General features: G+C 59.9%; 20 protein-coding genes and 2 pseudogenes. 11 read left to right on the top strand and 11 right to left on the bottom strand.

Translation table 11 applies throughout. From position 1 onward, the window contains the following. Positions 1-269: 269 nt before the first annotated feature. A pseudogene (locus EL22_RS12915) lies at positions 270-1,166 on the top strand (ABC transporter ATP-binding protein); the annotation flags it as partial. Between the two features lie 12 nt (positions 1,167-1,178). Here the strand turns inward: EL22_RS12915 and EL22_RS12920 are convergent. From EL22_RS12920 to EL22_RS12940, 5 genes and pseudogenes are all read right to left on the bottom strand, one after another. Next, a pseudogene (locus EL22_RS12920) lies at positions 1,179-1,978 on the bottom strand (hypothetical protein). A gap of 137 nt (positions 1,979-2,115) precedes the next feature. Further along, complete coding sequence (locus EL22_RS12925) at positions 2,116-3,267, bottom strand: glycosyltransferase family 4 protein (RefSeq protein WP_050051898.1); 1,152 nt, start codon at positions 3,265-3,267, stop codon at positions 2,116-2,118. Between the two features lie 100 nt (positions 3,268-3,367). Beyond that, entirely contained in the window at positions 3,368-3,571 is a 204-nt protein-coding gene (locus tag EL22_RS19340; protein ID WP_050051899.1) for a sugar transferase, read from the bottom strand. A gap of 118 nt (positions 3,572-3,689) precedes the next feature. Next, complete coding sequence (locus EL22_RS19345) at positions 3,690-4,013, bottom strand: CoA transferase (protein ID WP_050051900.1); 324 nt, start codon at positions 4,011-4,013, stop codon at positions 3,690-3,692. 148 nt (positions 4,014-4,161) lie between these two features. Next, positions 4,162-5,421, bottom strand: a complete 1,260-nt coding sequence (locus tag EL22_RS12940; protein ID WP_050051901.1) for an MFS transporter — start codon at positions 5,419-5,421, stop codon at positions 4,162-4,164. A 255-nt stretch (positions 5,422-5,676) separates the two neighbouring features. Here EL22_RS12940 and EL22_RS12945 point away from each other — a divergent pair, with 255 nt between their 5' ends. The 3 genes from EL22_RS12945 to EL22_RS12955 all read left to right on the top strand — a co-directional run bounded on the left by EL22_RS12945 (position 5,677) and on the right by EL22_RS12955 (position 7,463). Next, positions 5,677-6,669: an LLM class flavin-dependent oxidoreductase gene (locus EL22_RS12945; RefSeq protein WP_082146780.1), complete on the top strand. Its 993-nt coding sequence runs from the start codon at positions 5,677-5,679 to the stop codon at positions 6,667-6,669. A 102-nt stretch (positions 6,670-6,771) separates the two neighbouring features. Next, complete coding sequence (locus tag EL22_RS12950; RefSeq protein WP_050051903.1) at positions 6,772-7,122, top strand: hypothetical protein; 351 nt, start codon at positions 6,772-6,774, stop codon at positions 7,120-7,122. Further along, entirely contained in the window at positions 7,119-7,463 is a 345-nt protein-coding gene (locus EL22_RS12955; RefSeq protein ID WP_050051904.1) for a type II toxin-antitoxin system PemK/MazF family toxin, read from the top strand. The genes EL22_RS12950 and EL22_RS12955 overlap by 4 nt, the downstream gene beginning before the upstream one ends. Positions 7,464-7,535: 72 nt before the next feature. Here the strand turns inward: EL22_RS12955 and EL22_RS12960 are convergent, their stop codons facing one another. The 3 genes from EL22_RS12960 to dapA form a co-directional block, all read right to left on the bottom strand. Next, entirely contained in the window at positions 7,536-8,372 is an 837-nt protein-coding gene (locus tag EL22_RS12960; protein ID WP_050051905.1) for a 2,3,4,5-tetrahydropyridine-2,6-dicarboxylate N-succinyltransferase, read from the bottom strand. A gap of 103 nt (positions 8,373-8,475) precedes the next feature. Continuing rightward, complete coding sequence (gene dapB, locus EL22_RS12965) at positions 8,476-9,243, bottom strand: 4-hydroxy-tetrahydrodipicolinate reductase (protein ID WP_050051906.1); 768 nt, start codon at positions 9,241-9,243, stop codon at positions 8,476-8,478. Further along, the gene (dapA, locus tag EL22_RS12970; RefSeq protein ID WP_050051907.1) at positions 9,240-10,169 is read right to left on the bottom strand and encodes a 4-hydroxy-tetrahydrodipicolinate synthase; all 930 of its coding nucleotides are present in this window, start codon (positions 10,167-10,169) and stop codon (positions 9,240-9,242) included. Before dapA ends, dapB begins: the two co-directional genes overlap by 4 nt. A 336-nt stretch (positions 10,170-10,505) precedes the next feature. Between dapA and EL22_RS12975 the strand changes: the two genes are divergently transcribed. Together EL22_RS12975 and EL22_RS12980 are read left to right on the top strand one after the other, a co-directional pair. Continuing rightward, entirely contained in the window at positions 10,506-11,330 is an 825-nt protein-coding gene (locus tag EL22_RS12975; RefSeq protein ID WP_050051908.1) for a M48 family metallopeptidase, read from the top strand. Between the two features lie 84 nt (positions 11,331-11,414). After that, a complete protein-coding gene (locus EL22_RS12980) occupies positions 11,415-11,912 on the top strand; it encodes an NYN domain-containing protein (RefSeq protein WP_050051909.1) in 498 nt (165 codons plus the stop codon). 102 nt (positions 11,913-12,014) lie between these two features. Here the strand turns inward: EL22_RS12980 and EL22_RS12985 are convergent, their stop codons facing one another. Next, entirely contained in the window at positions 12,015-12,200 is a 186-nt protein-coding gene (locus EL22_RS12985) for a hypothetical protein (protein ID WP_050051910.1), read from the bottom strand. A gap of 153 nt (positions 12,201-12,353) precedes the next feature. Between EL22_RS12985 and EL22_RS12990 the strand changes: the two genes are divergently transcribed. From EL22_RS12990 to EL22_RS13000, 3 genes are all read left to right on the top strand, one after another. Then, positions 12,354-12,848: a PUA domain-containing protein gene (locus EL22_RS12990; RefSeq protein WP_050051911.1), complete on the top strand. Its 495-nt coding sequence runs from the start codon at positions 12,354-12,356 to the stop codon at positions 12,846-12,848. Positions 12,849-12,966: 118 nt separating this feature from the next. Then, the gene (locus EL22_RS12995) at positions 12,967-13,353 is read left to right on the top strand and encodes a nascent polypeptide-associated complex protein (RefSeq protein WP_050051912.1); all 387 of its coding nucleotides are present in this window, start codon (positions 12,967-12,969) and stop codon (positions 13,351-13,353) included. Between the two features lies 1 nt (position 13,354). Further along, a complete protein-coding gene (locus EL22_RS13000) occupies positions 13,355-14,089 on the top strand; it encodes a methyltransferase domain-containing protein (RefSeq protein WP_082146781.1) in 735 nt (244 codons plus the stop codon). Between the two features lie 285 nt (positions 14,090-14,374). On the opposite strand, the gene EL22_RS13005 is transcribed toward EL22_RS13000, so the two are convergent. Then, positions 14,375-14,683: a transcription factor S gene (locus EL22_RS13005; RefSeq protein ID WP_050051914.1), complete on the bottom strand. Its 309-nt coding sequence runs from the start codon at positions 14,681-14,683 to the stop codon at positions 14,375-14,377. A gap of 176 nt (positions 14,684-14,859) precedes the next feature. On the opposite strand from EL22_RS13005, the gene EL22_RS13010 reads away from it, so the two are divergent. After that, positions 14,860-16,167: an MFS transporter gene (locus tag EL22_RS13010; protein ID WP_050051915.1), complete on the top strand. Its 1,308-nt coding sequence runs from the start codon at positions 14,860-14,862 to the stop codon at positions 16,165-16,167. Between the two features lie 102 nt (positions 16,168-16,269). Beyond that, a complete protein-coding gene (locus EL22_RS13015; RefSeq protein WP_050051916.1) occupies positions 16,270-16,779 on the top strand; it encodes a DUF5797 family protein in 510 nt (169 codons plus the stop codon). Between the two features lie 49 nt (positions 16,780-16,828). Here EL22_RS13015 and EL22_RS13020 read toward each other — a convergent pair whose 3' ends face one another. Beyond that, positions 16,829-17,866: a DUF5787 family protein gene (locus EL22_RS13020; protein ID WP_156184133.1), complete on the bottom strand. Its 1,038-nt coding sequence runs from the start codon at positions 17,864-17,866 to the stop codon at positions 16,829-16,831. Positions 17,867-17,914: the final 48 nt, after the last annotated feature.

A 17,914-nucleotide genomic window follows, 5' to 3' on the forward strand; every position in this document is an offset into this window, starting at 1 on the left:
TTTCAAGGCATTCCCATCTGGACAAGTCTACAACCTGATTTCGTCGTCAGTTTTGGTGGCTGGTTTGCTTCTTTTCGACAATTGGTGAGGAACTGTCGATGACAATCAGACGCCGACGCGACAACTCCCGTCAATTCACCCGGGATGGCTTGGTGAAAACTAACAGTCGATCCGCTTTGGCACATAACTCAAGTTTCAAAACCAGTTAGCCGAAGATGCTTTGTGAGGTACTGAGTTTTGTGGTCACCAGCGGAGTAACCGCATCCTGAGTACTCCTCTTTGCAATGTTCCAACTCGGTCCAAAAGTAAGCAACCTGAATAGATACCTCTATCGCGTCGAAAGCGGACTTCCGCATCTCATTCGAACACAGCAGTTTATCGACGAACTCGAGCGAAATCACGAACCGGCAAGCGGTTCGCGGTCGGTTCCCGCGTCAGTCGATCGGATCGAGTTCGACGATGTCCGATTCAGCTACGACTCGGGCGACGAAACGGTGCTTTCGGGGATCTCGTTCGCCATTGGTCGAGACGAGTTCGTCGCGTTCGTCGGCCCGTCGGGCGCAGGAAAGTCGACAATCGCGTCCCTGCTCGCGAGAATGTACCAACCCGACAGCGGCGAAATCAGGGCGAATACCGTTCCGATCGACGAATTCGATATCCAGCGATGGCGTTCTCGAGTATCGGTTGTGAGACAGGACCCACACGTCTTTAACGATACACTCCGGCGAAACGTGACGATCGGCGATCGAGATGCGACACACTCCGAGATCGAACGCGTCTGCGAGATCGCACAGGTGACCGAGTTCCTCGACGATCTCCCGGCGGGCTACGAGACGGTACTCGGCGACCAGGGTGTGAAGTTATCCGGTGGACAGCGCCAGCGAGTTGCGATCGCTCGAGCGTTGTTGAAGGATGCGGATTTACTGGTCCTCGACGAAGCGACGAGCGACCTAGATACCGCGCTCGAGCAAAACGTCCACGAAGGAATCGAGTCGATGGATCGCGATTACGCGATGTTCGTAATCGCGCACCGACTTTCGACGGTGACGAACGCCGACCGGATTTATGCGATGGACGGCGGTGAGATAGTCGAATCCGGTCCGCACGAGGAACTCCTTTCGAACTCCAATACGTACTCGACGCTGTACTCGTTGCAGTCCCAGTGAATCGCCTCGGGGTCAAGCCCCGAGGCTTCCTGATTCAACGACGCGCTTTGCAGACACGCGCTGAAAGTCAGCGGTGTCCGTAGGGAACGCAGTCTCCACAGGCGTGTCTTCGGGCCATCCCAACCCTAATTTAGAAAATCCACGTTGTAGGACGTTCATCGCCGCGTTCGCATCTCTATCCGTCTCAAACCCGCAAGACGGACATTCAGGATACCGAGGTCGATTCCGACGCTATTTCTCGCGTCAAGCGAGTCTACGTCGGGTTTCTCTGGAACGTGTTCGTCGTCCGTTTCGAGACTGAACGAGACGAACCACTCACCCGTTACTTCCTTCTTCAGCGTGACTTCTTTGATAGTGGAATTTTCGGCGATTGAGCGGTGGTATCGGATTTTCACCCAGCCAATTTTACTGAAACGGACGTACGCGAACCCGTCTCGGCCCCGCTTGTTATCGAGGTCGAAGCCTGACTGGTTGTACGTGATGCTTCGGAATTCGGCGGGTGATTGCCGTTTGATCCACCCTACGTTGTATCCTTTCTCTTTCTTCTTGCGAAGGTTCGAGAGGTTGTCGTGGAAGCGTGCGACAGTGGCTTGGGCGGCTTTCGAGTGAAGTTCCGCGAATACGGGCCACCGCCGTTTCCACTCTGGGAGTTTGTTGTTCTGCTGGTATTCGCTTGGTTTCTCGTCGTCGGGACTGGTAGTGTAGTCCCATCGGACGTGGTTGTAGAGTTGGCGATGAACATCCATGTGATGTTCGGCAGCCATCGCTACCTCGTCGCTTGGATAGGCGTGGCAACGGTGGCTGTATTCCATCGCTGTCTCCGTGTTAGGAATTTGTCCAGTTAATGGTTAGCTTCGCTATGCCTATCGGATTCATCCCCGACCTCAAGGGTCAGGGTATTCTCCTTTACCGCTGATAAACGACGATAGGGGCCGGCCGTCTCCAGCGTTTATCGTTTTGTTTTCGCCGATCGGGTCGGTGGTTTCGGTTTCGTAGACCGTGCAATCACCCGAAGCTGTTTCGTCGTTTCATCGACGGTCGAGTCCCAGTCGTACTTTCCTGTCTCTATCACCGACCGTGGCGAACGCCCGGCCGTAGTGCCCTCCAGTTCATTCGAAAGTGCAATCGCAAACTGGTCCGGATTCCCCGTCGCGACGGTCTGTCCACCTTTCGTGACGATCGGCACAACCTGCTCGAGGTCGCTCGTGACAGCAGGGATGTCGGTGGCCATCGCCTCGAGAACCGTCCGGGGGACACCCTCCGAGCGGCTCGGAAGAACCAGTACGTCCGACGCACGGTAGATCCTCGGCATTTCTTCGTACGGAACGTGTCCGAGGAACGTGACGCCGTCCGCTATCCCGAGGCGGGCACTGATCGATTCCAGTTCGCTCCGCAACGGCCCGTCACCGCAGAAATACAGTTCGACATCCGAATTCGTTCGACGAACGTGTGAAAGCGCCCGGAGGACGTCCTGTGGCCGCTTTCCGCCTACTAACCGTCCGACGAATACCACCACGGACCCGTCATGGTCGATCAAGTCACTCTCCGGACCGCTCGGTGTGAATCGTTCCGTATCGATCCCGTTCGACACGACCGCGACTCGACTCGAGACGCCGAGTCGTCGGAGTCGTTCCTTTTCGGTCGGCGTATAGCAAAACACCACGTCGGCCTGGTTGAACGTCCATCGGCCAACCGATCGAAGGTACAGATCGAACAGTCGTTCGGGTGCGTTCTGCGAGTAGAGCCCGTGATTCGTCACTGCGAGCGGAATGTCACTAAAAAACCGCTTTACTGCGGTCAGGTTCGTCGCGAAGTAGAGGTGTGAGTGTGCGTGTAGCACGTCGAACTCGTCGACATCCACGAGATACCGTGCGAGTTCCGGACTGATGTCGTTCCCGAATACCTTCGTTGCAGACCCACATCGGATTACGGTGTATCCGTTTCGCTCTTCGACCCGCGGGAGAGTGGGTGCCTGGCGCACCGTCAGGACGGTCACGTCGTGGCCCATCGCCGCCTGATCGCGGCTCATCGCGTGGACGTGATACGCGCCGCCGCCTTTCACGTCAGGGTACAGCTTTTGTGCGATCCGCAAAATGCGCATTCACTCACCTCCTGTCGCCTCTCGGAATTGCGGCGGGTGCCGGCACCCACGGGACGGATACTGACCTTCGCGCGAGGCCGGTTAGACAGGGATTGACGAACTAGCATTCGTTCCAGTCGATGCTGCTGTTTTGTTTCTCGGAGCCGGATTCCGGCGGTCCCGATCCGACGACGCTCATACCGACCCTGAGTATCAGCCAGAACTGTGAAATCTCCTCGAGACGCGTTTTCCGTACTATTCGATCGATGTGGGTGGCGCGCTCGTCTCCACCGAGACTGTTCGCTAGTCGACGCTTCCATCTCATCAGCACCACTCGTGTCTCATCACCCAACTACATAATAAATCTGATATTTTTCGTGAGCGTATTTTACCGAAAGATAATTTGTGTAGAAATGAAAGGAGTCAAATCTCAAAGTAACTGTYTATCCTATCCCGAATCGGTCCATCGTCCCGGATTTTAGGTTTTCTACTAAAATGTCGGCCTCATCGATGATGTCTCTGAATATCTTTTTCCCATCCTCGGATTTGAGGTTTAACGTCATGGACTGTTTGTTTCGATTGATCGATGCGAAGTAGGCGCTCATATCATTGACCTTTGGACCAACACCGCGAGTAATATCTCCGTCGGGCGATTCGATCTTCAAGACCTCGGCACCAAGATCTCCGAGCATGGACGTAGCAAACGGTGCTGTAAGGTAATTCCCGACTTCTACGACCAGTACGTCCTCTAGCATTCTATCTATCATACGGCCAAATTTCCGTTAACAAGTAATATATCTACCGCAAACGGAGGAATTATTGACATTAAATTCGAACAATATTGTGCAAGGCGGACGAAGAAGCCACTACTTGTCGGACCGGACGTTACCACGAGGGGTCAGCGGGCCGGAACCGTTATCGAGGCGGGATCATTGACGAGAAGTCGTCAGGGAAGCCCAGCCCGATTAGAATAGGGATTAGCGTTGCAACGCAGACACTCACCGCTATCAAAACCAGTCGAACAGCGTCAACGAGTCCGACGGACTCGACTAGCGGAGAGGTGAGGAAGCCGATCACGATCGGTGTGAACGTGAACGAAATCATCACCACGGACTCGTTAATCGTCATGACGACACCGCGATTCTCCGCGGGGGCAATATTGCCGAGTCTACTCCGAAACAGGGATCCCAAGACGCCGATACCGGCGCCCAGTCCGACCACGCCGAATGCTGCAACTAATACGTTCGGCGCGCTCGAGAACATGAATAGACCGCCACCAAGCAACAGGTTCCCAAGGAACAAGGGAGCGATCGGATTAGAGAAAAAGCCCGAGATTCGTCCGGCTTGCGTTGCGGTGATTGCTAATGTGATACTTACCACGGCCATTAACACACCCGAATGGATGGGTTTGCCGTCCAGCGCTCGAACGATGATGATCGAATTGTAAGTGAGAAACCCCATTTGGGGCACGTAAACCAACCCGTGGGCTAACACGAGTGCAGCGATTTGACGTTGCTGTAATAGCAGCGTGAGACCCGTCGACGAGTCGAGTGAGATCGGTTTACCATCCCTCGAGTCGTTGTGCCGGTTCTCCTCTTCAAAGTACAGATAGACGAAGAGTGCGATAGGGAGTGACAGTGCATAGATGAGAAACGGCGCACGCCAAGAGAAAATAACTAGTAAGCTACCTATGATCGGGAACACGAATTGAAACAGTCCCGCTGATGCTAGCCGGAACCCCTGCGCCGTTGCCTGAGTTTCCGTCGAGTACAGGTCACTGATAAGGGTAACGGCGACGGGGATTGTCGCAGAGAAGCCACATCCCTGGAGAAACCGGAGTACTAGAGCGGTACGGAAATCAGTCGTGAACGCGATGAGACTACCAGCGATACCGAAGAGGACGAGACCGACAACGAGAACGGGCTTCCGTCTGTATCGATCGATAACGAGGCCGATGATTGGATTGAGTACTATCGCAGGGGCAAAGAGAGCCGAGATGACAAGACCAATTCGATCTGGTGAGACCCCAAATGGGCCAACAAGTGTATCGAGGATGGGTGAAACCAGCGAGGCGCCTAGTGCGGCGATACCGCTCGCCACAAGGAGGAGCTGAAACGAGTGGTTCCACAGTACCGGTTCATCCGTCTCCTGGATAATTTCCTTTGACTCAACCATGGCTACGTTATTTGATGGTACTTGTTTAAAACTGTGTGATTGATAGGCGAACAAATTGGTAGCGAAAGTCAATTGCTGACCAAGCGGACACGTTGAACGTTATTGCATGTTGTATCGTACAGCGATAGTGCGTTGGTTGCTATATCGATTCTTGACTGTGAATTCGTTAGAGAGTATTTGAAGGACAGTTCTAGGTACGTATATTAATCCGGACCCTAGATAAGCTATAAATAGTGGGATCCTATACGATAAGTTATGAAGTTTGGATACTTCTATTCGTCACGTTCGAAAGAGAGTTCTCCATCAGAAAACTATCAAAAAATAGTCAGCCAGGTCAATGCTGCCGAAACAGCCGGATTTGATCTCGCTTGGGCCGGGCATCACTACTTGGTTCCGGATCGGCATATGTTCCAGCCGACCGTTTCAATACCTCGACTCGCAGCCGAAACGGAGAGCATCCATTTAGGGATGAATATTCTGCTGCCCTTACATCACCCGGTTGCCATCGCAGAACAATTCGCAACGATGGATGTACTGTCGGGAGGACGAACGATACTCGGCCCAATAACAGGATATCGAGACAAAGAGTTCGAGTCCTTTGGTGTTCCAAAACATGAACGAGCACGGAGACTCACAGAAGGTGTGAAGATCATAAAGAAATTATGGACGGAGGAATCGGTTACGTACGACGGCCAGCATTTTTCGGTAACGGATGCAACAATAAGCCCTCAACCCATTCAGCACCCGCGACCGCCTATCTGGATTGGGGCTAATAAGGACAAAGCGGTAAAACGTGCGGCGGCATTGGGTGATGCTTGGCTCGTTAATCCTCACGAGACAAATGACACAATTTCGAGGCAGCTCGACTTGATAAACCAACCGACAGGAGAGGGATTTCATGGAGTTCAGCCCATTGTTAGGGATGCTTTTGTCGCGGAAACAGACGAGGAAGCATTTGACGCGTTTGGACCATATTTAGAAGAATTCTATGATTGGTACGATGATGTCGGTCAAGGGGAGGCGATGGAAACACCGGAAGCACTTGATCTAAAGAGAGACGTCTGGGATCGGTTTCTGATTGGTTCTCCACAGACCGTCATAGAGAAGATTGTCCACTTACACGAAGCATATGACATTGACTGCGTAATTTTATTTATGGATCGTCCGGGGATCGTTCAAGATGATCTCCATAATTCGATCGAATTGGTCGGTGAAGAAGTAATTCCTGCCGTGCGAAATCGACTATAATCAGTGGAAGAGAGATGATTAAATAATTGTTGGGGGCAAGTATAAATACATATCAATAATATTTCGGATACACTCTTGATGATCCGGCTCGTTGGTTCCCGTATGTCGATCGATATCGAGGATTTCGAAGAGCACACCTCCGCGGAACTCGAGGAGCCGAGCAACGCCGAGCGAGTGCTCCGATATCTCTACGAGAACAGAGACAAGGCCTGGAAGGCGTCGACGGTCGCCGAACGGGCGAGTGTCAACGAAAACTCGATCTCGGCGGTCCTCAATCGACTGAAGGAACAGGATCTCGTCCGACACAAGGGCTCGTACTGGGCGATTACGGACGACACGGAACGCCTTCGTCGCGCCAACCAGTTCCACCGGACGGTCCAGCGATTCGACGAACTCTACGGCGAAGAGGATCGCGAGGAGTGGGTCGAAGCGAGTGAGCGATTGAACGAATGACTCTCGATCGAGGAACTATCGTACTCGCGGACGATCCGTTCAAGGGCGACGGTGCGAGCCGGCCCTGGCTGGTAATCGGTACGGACGAGACGCCCTTTCACGCCGAGCAACACATCGCACTCACGCTCTCGACGAAAACGTGGTACGACGAACGCGTTCCGATCGACGACGACGACGATATCATCGATGGCGGCCTCCCGAAAGACAGTTCGATTCTTCCGTGGGCGGTCGCATCAGTCGACGCGACTCGAATCGATCGTGAACTCGGCACACTGAAAGAACCCCTCGTCGACAACGTCGTTAGACAGCTCGGTTCGTACATCGGTCTCGAGCGACGCTGACTCCGGGATACACAGCCAAATTAAATCTTCTTCTCGATCCACAAACGATCGGACGATGCGCCGCTACTCTCGTTACTCCCGAAGCGCGTCCTCGCGCTCGGTGGCCTCGAGCGTCTCGGTCTCGAGATCGGTCGCGACGACGGCGGGCTTGTACGCGCCGCCCTCGAAGAGGTCATGGTCGCTGACCGAGGATTCGACGAATCGCGTGAACGCGCGTCGCTCGGCGGGCAGTTCGCCGTACAGGACCTCCTCCTCGACGAGGTCGTAGACGGGAATTCGGGGCGTCAGGAGCGTATTCTCGCCGACGACGCTGTTTTCGCCGACGACGAACCCGCTCGTGACGCGACAGCCGGCACCGAGCGAGACGCCGTCCTCGACGATGACCGGTGCGCTCTCGACGGGCTCGAGCACGCCGCCGATCAGGGTGTTCGCGCCGAGTTTGACGTTCTCGCCGATCTGGGCGCACGAGCCGACGGTGTCACAGGAGTCGACGAGCGTGCCGTCGCCGACGTGGGCCCCGATGTTGACGAAACTTGGGCTCATCATGATGCAGTCCTCGCCGAGGTAGGCACCGCGGCGGATGGTCGTCCCGTCGGGCGTGTTGCGGGTGCCCCGCTCGCCAAGGTCCTCGGTCTCGCGCAGCGGGAGGACGTCGTAGTGCTCGACGCCGCCGTACTCGAAGGCCGCGTTCTCGCGCAGGCCGAAGTTCAGTAGAATCCCCTGTTTGACCCACTCGTTCGCCTCCCACTCGTCGCCGCGCTTTTCGGCGGCGCGGATCTCTCCGTCTTCGAGCGCCGAGAGAAAGGCCTCGAGAGTTGCATGTTCGTCCTCGCCGGCCGACTGTGCGTCTACGTCGCCGCGTTGCTTTCGCTCCCACAGTTCGTCGATTTCGGTCTCGAGCGCACTCATAGCTGTCCGGGGATGGCGCGTGCAGGGCTAAAATTCCATCCATTCGCGCCGGCTCGGCGGGTCAGCACGCGACCGGTGTGGGGGGTCGACGACGCGAGTTCGTTCAGTCGGCCAGCACGTCCGCGAAGTCGTAGCTGCCGGGACCGCGCTCCGCGAGCCACACCGCCGAATCGACCGCGCCGGCGGCGAAGACGCCCCGGTCCTCGGCTCGATGGGTCAGCCGAACCTCCTCGTGGTTGTCCGCGATGACGATCTCGTGCTCGCCGGTCACGTTGCCCGCTCGGAGGACGTGGACGCCGATCTCGCCCTCCTCGCGGGGGTCGAATCCCTCGCGGCCGTGTTTGCGCCCCGAAAAGTCTCCGTTGGCCTCGATCTCGGAGAGCAATCGATTCGCGGTCCCGCTCGGTGCGTCGCGCTTTGCGTTGTGGTGGGTTTCGACCAGTTCGACATCGTAGCCCGCCAAATCCTGTACGGCGTCGCCGACGACGTTGACCAGTGCCTGCACGCCGCGGGCGAAGTTCGGCGCGCGCAAGAGCGGCGTCGTCTCGCTGACTTCCTCGAGCGCCTCGAGTTCGTCGTCCTCGAATCCTGTCGTTCCGGTGACGAACGCGACGTCCGCGTCCGCACAGGCTCGGGCGTACCCGAGCGCGGACTCGGGCCCCGTGAAGTCGATCACGGCCGCCGGTTCACGCTCGAGGAGGAGCTCCTCGAACGCGTCGGCTGACTCGACGGAAACGCCGCTGACCTCCTCACCATTCGGGTCACGGTTGACCGCGAAGGCGACCTCGACGTCGTCTCGGTCGGCGACCGCGGCGATCACTTCCGCGCCCATTCGGCCCGTGGCTCCGGTAACGCCGACCCGTACCGTCATCGATCACCCTCCGGTCCCGCGTTGGCGACCGCGGCGGAGTCGTCCTCGAGATCGGCGAGGACCGCCTCGAGGTCGTCGCGATACTCCTCGGCCAGTCGGGACAGCGGCGGGCGCATGCGGGCCGGGCCGTAGCCGCGGATCTGCATGGCCTCCTTGACCGGGATTGGATTGGTCTCGACGAACAGTTCGCGGAACAGCGGCCCGAGTTCGTGATGGAGTTCTCGAGCGCGCGCGTAGTCGCCGTCGAGCGCGGCGCCGACCATCGCGCAGGTTCGCTCGGGTTCGATGTTGGCGGCGACGCTGATCGCGCCCGTTGCGCCGACGGAAAGCATCGGCAGGGTCAGCGCGTCGTCGCCCGAGAGGACGGCGAAGTCCTCGTCGGTTGTTCGCTCGGCTATCTCGCCGATCAGGCCGAGGTCGCCGCTCGCGGCCTTGTAGCCCGCGATGTTCTCGTGGCTCGCGAGGGAGACGGCCGTGTCGGGTTCGATGGACCGGCCCGTTCGCGAGGGCACGTTGTAGACGATCTGTGGCACGTCGACGGCGTCCGCGATCGTTCGATAGTGTTCGACTAGGCCACGCTGTTCGGGCTTGTTGTAGTACGGCGAGATCAGGAGCAGGCCGTCGGCGCCCGCATCGGCGGCGCGCTCGGATAGCTCGAGCGCTTCGCGGGTGTTGTTCGAACCGGAGCCCGCGATGACCGGTACGTCGGAGACGGCGTCGATGACCGCCTCGACGACCTGAACGTGTTCTTCGTGGGTCAGCGTCGCGGATTCGCCGGTCGAGCCGACGGGCACGAGCCCGTCGACGCCCGCCCGCTCGAGTCGCTGTGCGTCGGTCCGTAGGGTTTCGAAGTCGATTCGTTCGTCCTCGTCGAAGGGCGTGCACATCGCCGGGAAGACGCCCGTGAAGTCGATATCGTCCGTCATAGGTGTTCTATTGGTGTGTTGGTCGGTGGTCGGCTACTTGGATGTAATGATTCTGCACGGAACCGGCGTGGCGACTGGCCGGTGTAATCTGGGGCGCACCCGAGACGGGACGTCACGCCGCCTCGAGCCCTTTTAGGCCCGTTTTTTCGGAAAACGAGGTTTCGCACCGCTCACGGATCGACGTACCGAGACGTGAGCGGTGCGACGCATATCCGAGCCATCACAGCGGACGAACTTATCCGTTGTGGATTTTTGTTTCTTGTCGGCGGCTCCGTGTGTGAACTGTTACCATCATATTTCGCGTATCTTATACCTTTGGCTTACCTATAGCAGAGCATGACAGACTTCGGACTAAAAGTGCGGATGGCGGTCGTGGGTACCATCCTGTTCGCGCTGTATCTCGGTGCAGGAACAGCGCTGTCGGCGATGCTGGGATTGCCGTTGGTCCCTGTCTTACTCGTCGGGATCATTGTCGTTCCGGCGATCCAGTACAAACTCGGAAAGTGGATGGCGCTCAGGGGTGCAGAGGAGATGCCCGAAGACGGCCAGTATCAGCAGGTCCACCGGATGACCGAATCGCTCTCGCGCGATATGGGGATCGACAAACCCAAACTGATGGTCATGGACATGGGCGTCCCGAACGCGTTCGCCGTCGGCCGAAAGGGTGCCGGCGTCGTCTGCGTCTCGACGGAGCTCATGCACCTGCTCGATCGCGACGAACTCGAGGGCGTCATCGCCCACGAGCTCGCACACATCAAAAACCGAGACGTGATCACGATGGTCGTCGGCCAATCCATCGGGATGCTCGTCGGCTACGTCGCCTACTTCGCGGTGTTGATGGGCGGCGAACGAAATATGGGGACCTGGATCCTTGCCATGGTCGCTTCGTCGCTGGCAAACATGCTCGTAATGATCTTCGTGATGGCGATCTCGCGATATCGCGAGTACGTCGCCGACGAAGACGCGCGACAGGCGATCGGCAGCGGCGATCCGCTCGCGCGGGCACTCGAGAAGATATCTAACGGCGCACAGGGGCGAGAGTCGGAACTGGACGACAGCATGAGCGCGCTCTGTATCCTCAACGCCGATCGGAGCATCATGCAAAAAATCTTCTCGACGCACCCGCCGACGGAAAAACGTATTCAGAAGCTCCGAGGATAATTTCCGCCATCGACGACGACGGCGTTCGATCGATTCCACCGCCACGACGCGATTTTTTTACGTGCGCCCAACCCATACGCGAGTGTGACAGATATTCATCCCGGTCAGCGCGTCGCCGTCCTCGTCGACGCCCAGAACCTCTATCATACGGCCCAGAGCATGCACAGCCGTAACATCGACTACTCGTCGCTGCTCGAGAAGGCCGTCCAGGACAGACAGCTCACCCGCGCCATCGCCTACGTGATCCGCGCCGATTCGCCCGAGGAAGAGTCCTTTTTCGATGCACTCGTCGACATCGGCTTCGAGACGAAGATCAAGGACATCAAGCGCTTTTCCGACGGCACGAAAAAGGCCGACTGGGACGTCGGGATGAGTCTCGACGCGGTGACGCTCGCGAATCACATCGACACGCTCGTCCTCTGTACCGGCGACGGGGATTTCTCCCGGCTCTGTTCGCACCTGCGTCACGAAGGCGTCCGCGTGGAGGTCATGGCGTTCGAATCCTCGACGTCAGAAGACCTCATCGACGCGGCGGATACGTTCCTCGACCTCGGCGAACGCCACGAAACGTTCCTGCTGTAAGTCCCGAGCGAGGCGACCGCTCCCGAGAACTCGAGTAATCGAATCGGCTCGAAACGAGAGCCAAAACACCAGAAACGCCGTTCAAAAAGCGACTCGAGTGACTCAGTAAGCGCCCACGTCGTGGTCGGCTCGAACGACGCCGACCACGAGCGCCCCCGCCGCGAGGGCGGCCGCGACGACCGGGACCGCGTATCCGGCAGCGCTCGAGTCGAGAACGGTCGGCCCGGCGAGCGTGAGGCTGCTGACGCCCAGTAAGGCGAGTCCGAGACCGATCTGTGTGACGTTCATCGATACGTGTACTCGTTGGCGTTCTTTTATAACACTCACTATCTTCCGGCGCAGCCGGTTTTCGGCCCGAAATCCGCTTCGGCGGTCGGGAGACGCCGCTCGGCGTGCGAGCGCTTCGACACCCTTTCGAACGCGGGGCCACGACGGGAACCAATGAGCGAGCGAACCGACGGGCGAACCGGGATCGAGAACCTCCGGACGGTAGCTGACTACCAGTTCGGCGCGGGTGCCGGCGAGGCGCTGTTTCCGGCGGACGCGTCCCAGACGATCAAGCGGACCGCTTCGGGGCGGCCCCAACAGGTGCTTTCCGACGCGGGCCGAATCGTCTCGTTCGGAACCGATGGCCGATTCACCCTCGGCGTCGAGGGCGGGCGACGGCTCGTTTCCGCGCTCGAGTCGCCGGTCTACCGCGTCGTCGTCGACGACGAAAGCGAACCGTTCGTCCGCGACGGAAAGAACGTGTTCGCGAAGTTCGTCCTCGAGGTCGACGCGGGAATCAGGCCGGGCGACGAGGTCGCGGTAGTCCACGAGCGCGGCGACGTGATCGCCGTCGGTCGGGCGGAACTCGCCGCCGAAGGCATTCGGGATTTCGAGACGGGAATGGCTGTGAAAGTTCGATCCGGCGTCCCGGCTGGCGAGTCACGCTGACGCACGCGCGGAACTGGTTTCTGTGCCTCGATTCCCGTCGACGTCGCGCTCGTCGAGACGCCGAAACCGGACGGTCGAGACCGCAGGGTAAAAGGTCGCGGGTGTCGACGGTTCGAGTATGTTTGGAGGAGGCGGCGGCGGACTCAATCCGCGCAAGATGGAACAGATGATGAAACAGATGGGAATCGACGTCGACGACATCGACGCCGAGGAGGTCATCATTCGCACGGCAGAGCACGACCTCGTCTTCACCGACCCCGAAGTGACCAAGATGGACGCTCGAGGCCAGGAAACCTACCAGGTCATCGGCACGCCGGACGAGCGGGCAGCCGGCTCGGCTGGCGAACTCGAGGCTGGCGACGGCGACAACGATTCGGGCAGCAGCGTCGACGAAGACGACGTCGACCTCGTCGTGACGCGGACCGGCGCGAGCGAGGAGAAGGCCCGACGGGCCCTCGAGGACAACGACGGCGATCTCGCGGCGACGGTCGCGGAACTCGAGTGACGTGACGGTCCCCGTCTTGCTCGTTCGCGAGGACCGCGAGTACCTCGTCGAACCCGGCGAGGAGTTCGGAACCGACCTCGGCGTGCTCGAGGTCCCCGAGGACGTCGAACCCGGAGCGACGCTCGAGACTCATCTCGGGACGGCGTTTCGCGTTCGGCGGCTCCGCGGCCCGGACCTGTTTCATCACTTCGAACGAACCGGCGCGCCGATGGTCCCGCGAGATATTGGGCTGGTGATCGGCGAAACGGGCGTCTCGGTCGGCGATCGAGTGCTCGACGCCGGAACCGGAACCGGCGTGCTCGCGGCGCTGCTCGCCCGCGCCGGGGCACGCGTCGTGACCTACGAACGAGATTCGGAATTTGCCGAGGTCGCACGCGAGAACATGGTCCTCGGTGGTGTCGACGAGCGGGTCGACGTTCGCGCGGGAGACGTGACCGCCGACCTCGAGTCGCTCCGCGAGGAGTCCTTCGACGTGATGACACTCGACACCGGCGACGCGCCGGACGTCGTCACCGCCGCGCCGGACCTGCTCGTCGACGGCGGCTTTCTCGCCGTCTACAGCCCGTTCGTCGAGTCGACCCGGGAGGTCGTCGCCGCCGCTCGAGAGGCCGGTCTCTCGAGCGTTCGAACCCGGGAGACGATCCAACGGGAGATGGACTTCGACGAGCGTGGCTCCCGGCCGTCGACGGCACCGGTCGGACACACCGGTTATCTCACGATCGCCCGCAACGAGTAGTCGGAGACGGCGGGTGACTGACACCGATGGCTCCATTGCGGCGGTTCCGATGGCGGTGGGAGCCGATTCGCGCTCGCCCCTCACAATGTAGGCGGTAATCGTATTTCATCTGCGGACGAACGGTGAACCGCCCGCCTTCGGCGGGCCAGCACCTCGATCACCAGTCCGCCCTGACGGTGCTCCGTTTCGTCAGGGGCACGTGACGCGATCACTCCTCGAGTCGGGTACTCGCGGCTCCTCGGACGCGGAATCGGTCGTCGGTCGCGAGGGAACGCGACTCGAGGATCAGTTATCGTCTTCTCGCCACTTGTGTTCGCACTCCGAACAGATGAAAAAGCGCGTCTCGGACTCGTCCGCGGAGCGGATCTGTTTCATGTACCAGTACGCCCGGTCGTGGCCGCACTCGGGACAGTGTGCGTCGGTTTCGGGTAGGGATGTCTCGCCGGAGGATTCGATGACTTCGCTCGCTTCCTGGTCTTCGGTGACGGTGTAGGCCGCGGTGTCGCCTTTCGGCTTCGTGAAATCACAGCTGCCACAGACCCACGTCCCGTCTTCGGCTTTCATCATCGAACCGCATTCGTCGCAAAACTCCATGAACGGTGCTTGTCACTCGTCTCGCTTAAGCGTGTAGAAAGCGGCCGGCGAGATAACTTCGGCTCATATTCTGCTCACCGCGTCATCCGACGAAAGAATACAACCACGATACGAACCGCGCGAAATCAGTTTCGATCCGAAATGGTCATTGGGCCGGCTTACGGACACCTCGAGAGATGGAGATCTCCCTTCGTCGACTTCGAGCAGCGTTCGCCGTCGACCGACGGGTACTGACGCTCGCATTCGCTCGGATGGCCGACGGCATCGGGAACTCGTTTCTGATCGTCGTGATACCGCTCTACGTGACCAGCGACGTGGTCACCGGGGCGACGTTCGGGCTGTCGGAGTCGGTCATCATCGGCGGAATCCTCTCGCTGTTTGGCTTTCTCAACAGCAGCTTCCAGCCGTTTACGGGGCGGCTCTCCGATCGCACCGGGAGGCGAAAGGCGTTCATCCTCATCGGGCTGGCCGGGTTGGCGACGACCAACGTCGCGTACGTCTTCGCCGACACCTACCAGCTGTTGGTCCTCATCCGCGGCTTGCAGGGAGTCAGCGTCGCGTTCATCGTTCCGGCGTCGATCGCGCTCGTGAACGAACTCGCGACGACGGCCGATCGCGGCGGCAACATGGGCGTCTACAACACCTTCCGGTTGGTCGGGTTCGGTACCGGGCCGATCGCCGCCGGTGCGGTCGTCAACGCCGGCCCGTACGCGATCCCGTCGATCGCCGCGATTCCGTTCAGCGGGTTCACGATCGACGGCTTCGACGCGGCGTTTTTCGTCGCCGCGATAACCGCGGCGATCAGTTACGGCCTCGTGACGATCCTGATATCCGACCCGGAGTCGACTCGAGAGAACGCGGGTGCGGAGCTATCGATCGACGTGTGGGACGATTCGGGGTCGAACGTCTTCGATCCGATATTTACCCTCGGGGTCGCGACGCTCTTTCTGGCGACCACGATCGGGCTGTTCGCGACGATTCAGCCCCAGATCAACGATCACCTCGAGCAGGGATCGACCTGGTTCGGCCTCCAGTTTGCCGCGTTCATCGTCGCGCAAGTACTGTTGCAGACACCGGTCGGTCGCGCTTGCGATCGATTCGGTCGGCGGCCGTTCATCGTCCTGGGCATGGTGTTTCTCATCCCGACGACGCTCGTCCAGGGGTTCATCGCCACCTCCGAGGTAATGTTCCTCGCGCGGCTGTTACAGGGCGTCGCGGGTGCGATGGTGTTTGCCCCCTCCCTCGCGCTTGCCGGCGATCTCGCCGGAGCGGGCGAGTCCGGTTCGAAACTGTCGGTGCTCACGATGGCCTTCGGATTCGGTATCGCGGTCGGTCCGCTCGCCTCGGGGCTTCTGATCGGATACGGATTCCAGTGGCCGTTCGTTTTCGGCGCGGTGATCGCAACGCTTGGCGCACTCCTGGTGTACACACAGGTCGAGGAGACCCTCGAGACCGCGGCTAGTCTCCCCGGCACCGGCAGTTGAGCTCCTCACTCGCGAATTCGAACCGCCACGTGTTCGATTCGCGGTCTCACCGCGATCGACAGGGCGCAACGCAAAAGTACTGGATCCGCTTACGATTCGACGATGACGCTCTCGGAGGAGGCGCGAGACCGACTGGCCGACGTGGTGGAGCTACAGCCCACGAAGAACGCGGAGCTACAGGAACGGTGGGGAGTCGACAGCGGGAGCGAGGTACACCAAATCCTCGAGAACGAACTGGGCGAGTACTACTTTCGCGACGACAACAGCCTAATCCGCGCGACCGCGGAGGCCGCTGAGCTGGTCGATGTCGAACCCGGCGTGGTCAACGATCCCGACGACGAGGGCGGGCCGTCGGCGATTCGAGTACCGGAGCTCCACGCACAGATCGTCGAGGTACTCGCCGGCCCCGACGAGGAGTCAGAAAGCGTCGTTTCGGTCCTCCACAAGCTTCGAGACGCCTACGACGTCGATCCGGAGAGCGAAGCCGTTCGCTCCGCCCTCCAGAGCCTCCGCCGAAAGGACGTCGTCGAGGTCGAGTATCGGACGGTCCCGACGTTTCGACTCGCCCTCGAGCGCGAGGATCTCGAGGTCTCTATTTCGGACCCGAACTGAGACTATTTTGACCGCGAATATGGATCAGATGCGGTCGTACGGCCCGCCGTCATAACTCTGGCCTGTATCGCCGTCGTCGTTTCTCGAGCAGGCGTGTGAGTCGCTTTCCGGGGCCGCCTTCGATCGGCCACCCGCGGGTTCGCCAGGTCGGCGGCTCTGGCTCGAAGGCGGGACAGGACCCCGAACACTCCGCGGCGGTCGGCAGGCAGTCTTTGGCCCGACAGTAGGGAAGTAACTGGTTTTGCGAGCGCAGTTCGAACGCCTTGCAATCGGGGCGCATCGTCTCGGCGAACGACCGCCAGCCGCGTTCGTAGGCGCGCTCTGCGATCGCGAGGCGTCGATCGGCCTTCTCGTCGGGGTCGACGTACTCGAATCGAGCGGCCGACGCGACCCGCCCGTTCCCGGTCGGTCGCTCGAGGATTCGCGTTCCCCGGTCCTCGACCGAGAGCGTCCGCGGGTGCCACGCGACCTCGGCCTCGAGTTCGTCGAGATCGAGCGAGAGGATCCCCGCTTCGACCGGCAGATCCTCGAACAGGGCGGGCTCGACGCGGTCGCCGGTCTGTCTGGTTGCAACCCAGACCTCGTCTGCGAGCCCCATCGCCACGTCGTACTCGAGTTGGGGGCCGAGCGTGCGGGCGGCGCTGGCGTCGAGATCCGGTTTGTTCTCGATCGCGACGACGCGCTCTATCCAGTCCGGATAGGGCCACTTTCGGCGGATCTCGATGCGATTACCGTCGCGGCGGGTCTCGAGGATCCCCCGGTCGGCCGCCTCGTGGATCGACTCGCGGACGTACCGCCAGGGGTAGCCGGGGTGGGGGAGCACATCACGGTAGTAGCCCCACTCCGCGGGCGCGTGTCGGACGACGTGCAACAGATCGCCGTTCAGCCGCTCCGGACCGAAGAGCGCCCGCCGTCTGAGCCCATCGCGGTCGCACTCGAGGACGATCGTGTCCCATCGCCGCCGTTTCGTGCCAAGCTGGCGGGCGACGACGACCGGGCAATCGCTCTCCTCGAGGGGCCAGCGGCGTTCGGCCCAGCGACAGCAGGCGAGTTCGAACCCGAATTCGGATTCGCCGTGGAGACTCACTGGCCTGTCGTACGAAGCGGGTATCGAAATGTGCTGTGGTCTCGCCGA

The organism is Halostagnicola sp. A56 (assembly GCF_000691505.1).
Lineage (GTDB): Archaea > Halobacteriota > Halobacteria > Halobacteriales > Natrialbaceae > Halostagnicola.

Excerpts from the sequence above, each read along its gene's own strand:
- EL22_RS12925 (WP_050051898.1), bottom strand. The coding sequence starts at position 3,267 with ATGCGCATTTTGCGGATCGCACAAAAGCTGTACCCTGACGTGAAAGGC.
- EL22_RS19340 (WP_050051899.1), bottom strand. The coding sequence starts at position 3,571 with ATGAGATGGAAGCGTCGACTAGCGAACAGTCTCGGTGGAGACGAGCGC.
- EL22_RS12940 (WP_050051901.1), bottom strand. The coding sequence starts at position 5,421 with ATGGTTGAGTCAAAGGAAATTATCCAGGAGACGGATGAACCGGTACTG.
- EL22_RS12945 (WP_082146780.1), top strand. The coding sequence starts at position 5,677 with ATGAAGTTTGGATACTTCTATTCGTCACGTTCGAAAGAGAGTTCTCCA.
- EL22_RS12950 (WP_050051903.1), top strand. The coding sequence starts at position 6,772 with ATGTCGATCGATATCGAGGATTTCGAAGAGCACACCTCCGCGGAACTC.
- EL22_RS12955 (WP_050051904.1), top strand. The coding sequence starts at position 7,119 with ATGACTCTCGATCGAGGAACTATCGTACTCGCGGACGATCCGTTCAAG.
- EL22_RS12960 (WP_050051905.1), bottom strand. The coding sequence starts at position 8,372 with ATGAGTGCGCTCGAGACCGAAATCGACGAACTGTGGGAGCGAAAGCAA.
- dapB (WP_050051906.1), bottom strand. The coding sequence starts at position 9,243 with ATGACGGTACGGGTCGGCGTTACCGGAGCCACGGGCCGAATGGGCGCG.
- dapA (WP_050051907.1), bottom strand. The coding sequence starts at position 10,169 with ATGACGGACGATATCGACTTCACGGGCGTCTTCCCGGCGATGTGCACG.
- EL22_RS12975 (WP_050051908.1), top strand. The coding sequence starts at position 10,506 with ATGACAGACTTCGGACTAAAAGTGCGGATGGCGGTCGTGGGTACCATC.
- EL22_RS12985 (WP_050051910.1), bottom strand. The coding sequence starts at position 12,200 with ATGAACGTCACACAGATCGGTCTCGGACTCGCCTTACTGGGCGTCAGC.
- EL22_RS12990 (WP_050051911.1), top strand. The coding sequence starts at position 12,354 with ATGAGCGAGCGAACCGACGGGCGAACCGGGATCGAGAACCTCCGGACG.
- EL22_RS12995 (WP_050051912.1), top strand. The coding sequence starts at position 12,967 with ATGTTTGGAGGAGGCGGCGGCGGACTCAATCCGCGCAAGATGGAACAG.
- EL22_RS13005 (WP_050051914.1), bottom strand. The coding sequence starts at position 14,683 with ATGGAGTTTTGCGACGAATGCGGTTCGATGATGAAAGCCGAAGACGGG.
- EL22_RS13010 (WP_050051915.1), top strand. The coding sequence starts at position 14,860 with ATGGAGATCTCCCTTCGTCGACTTCGAGCAGCGTTCGCCGTCGACCGA.
- EL22_RS13015 (WP_050051916.1), top strand. The coding sequence starts at position 16,270 with ATGACGCTCTCGGAGGAGGCGCGAGACCGACTGGCCGACGTGGTGGAG.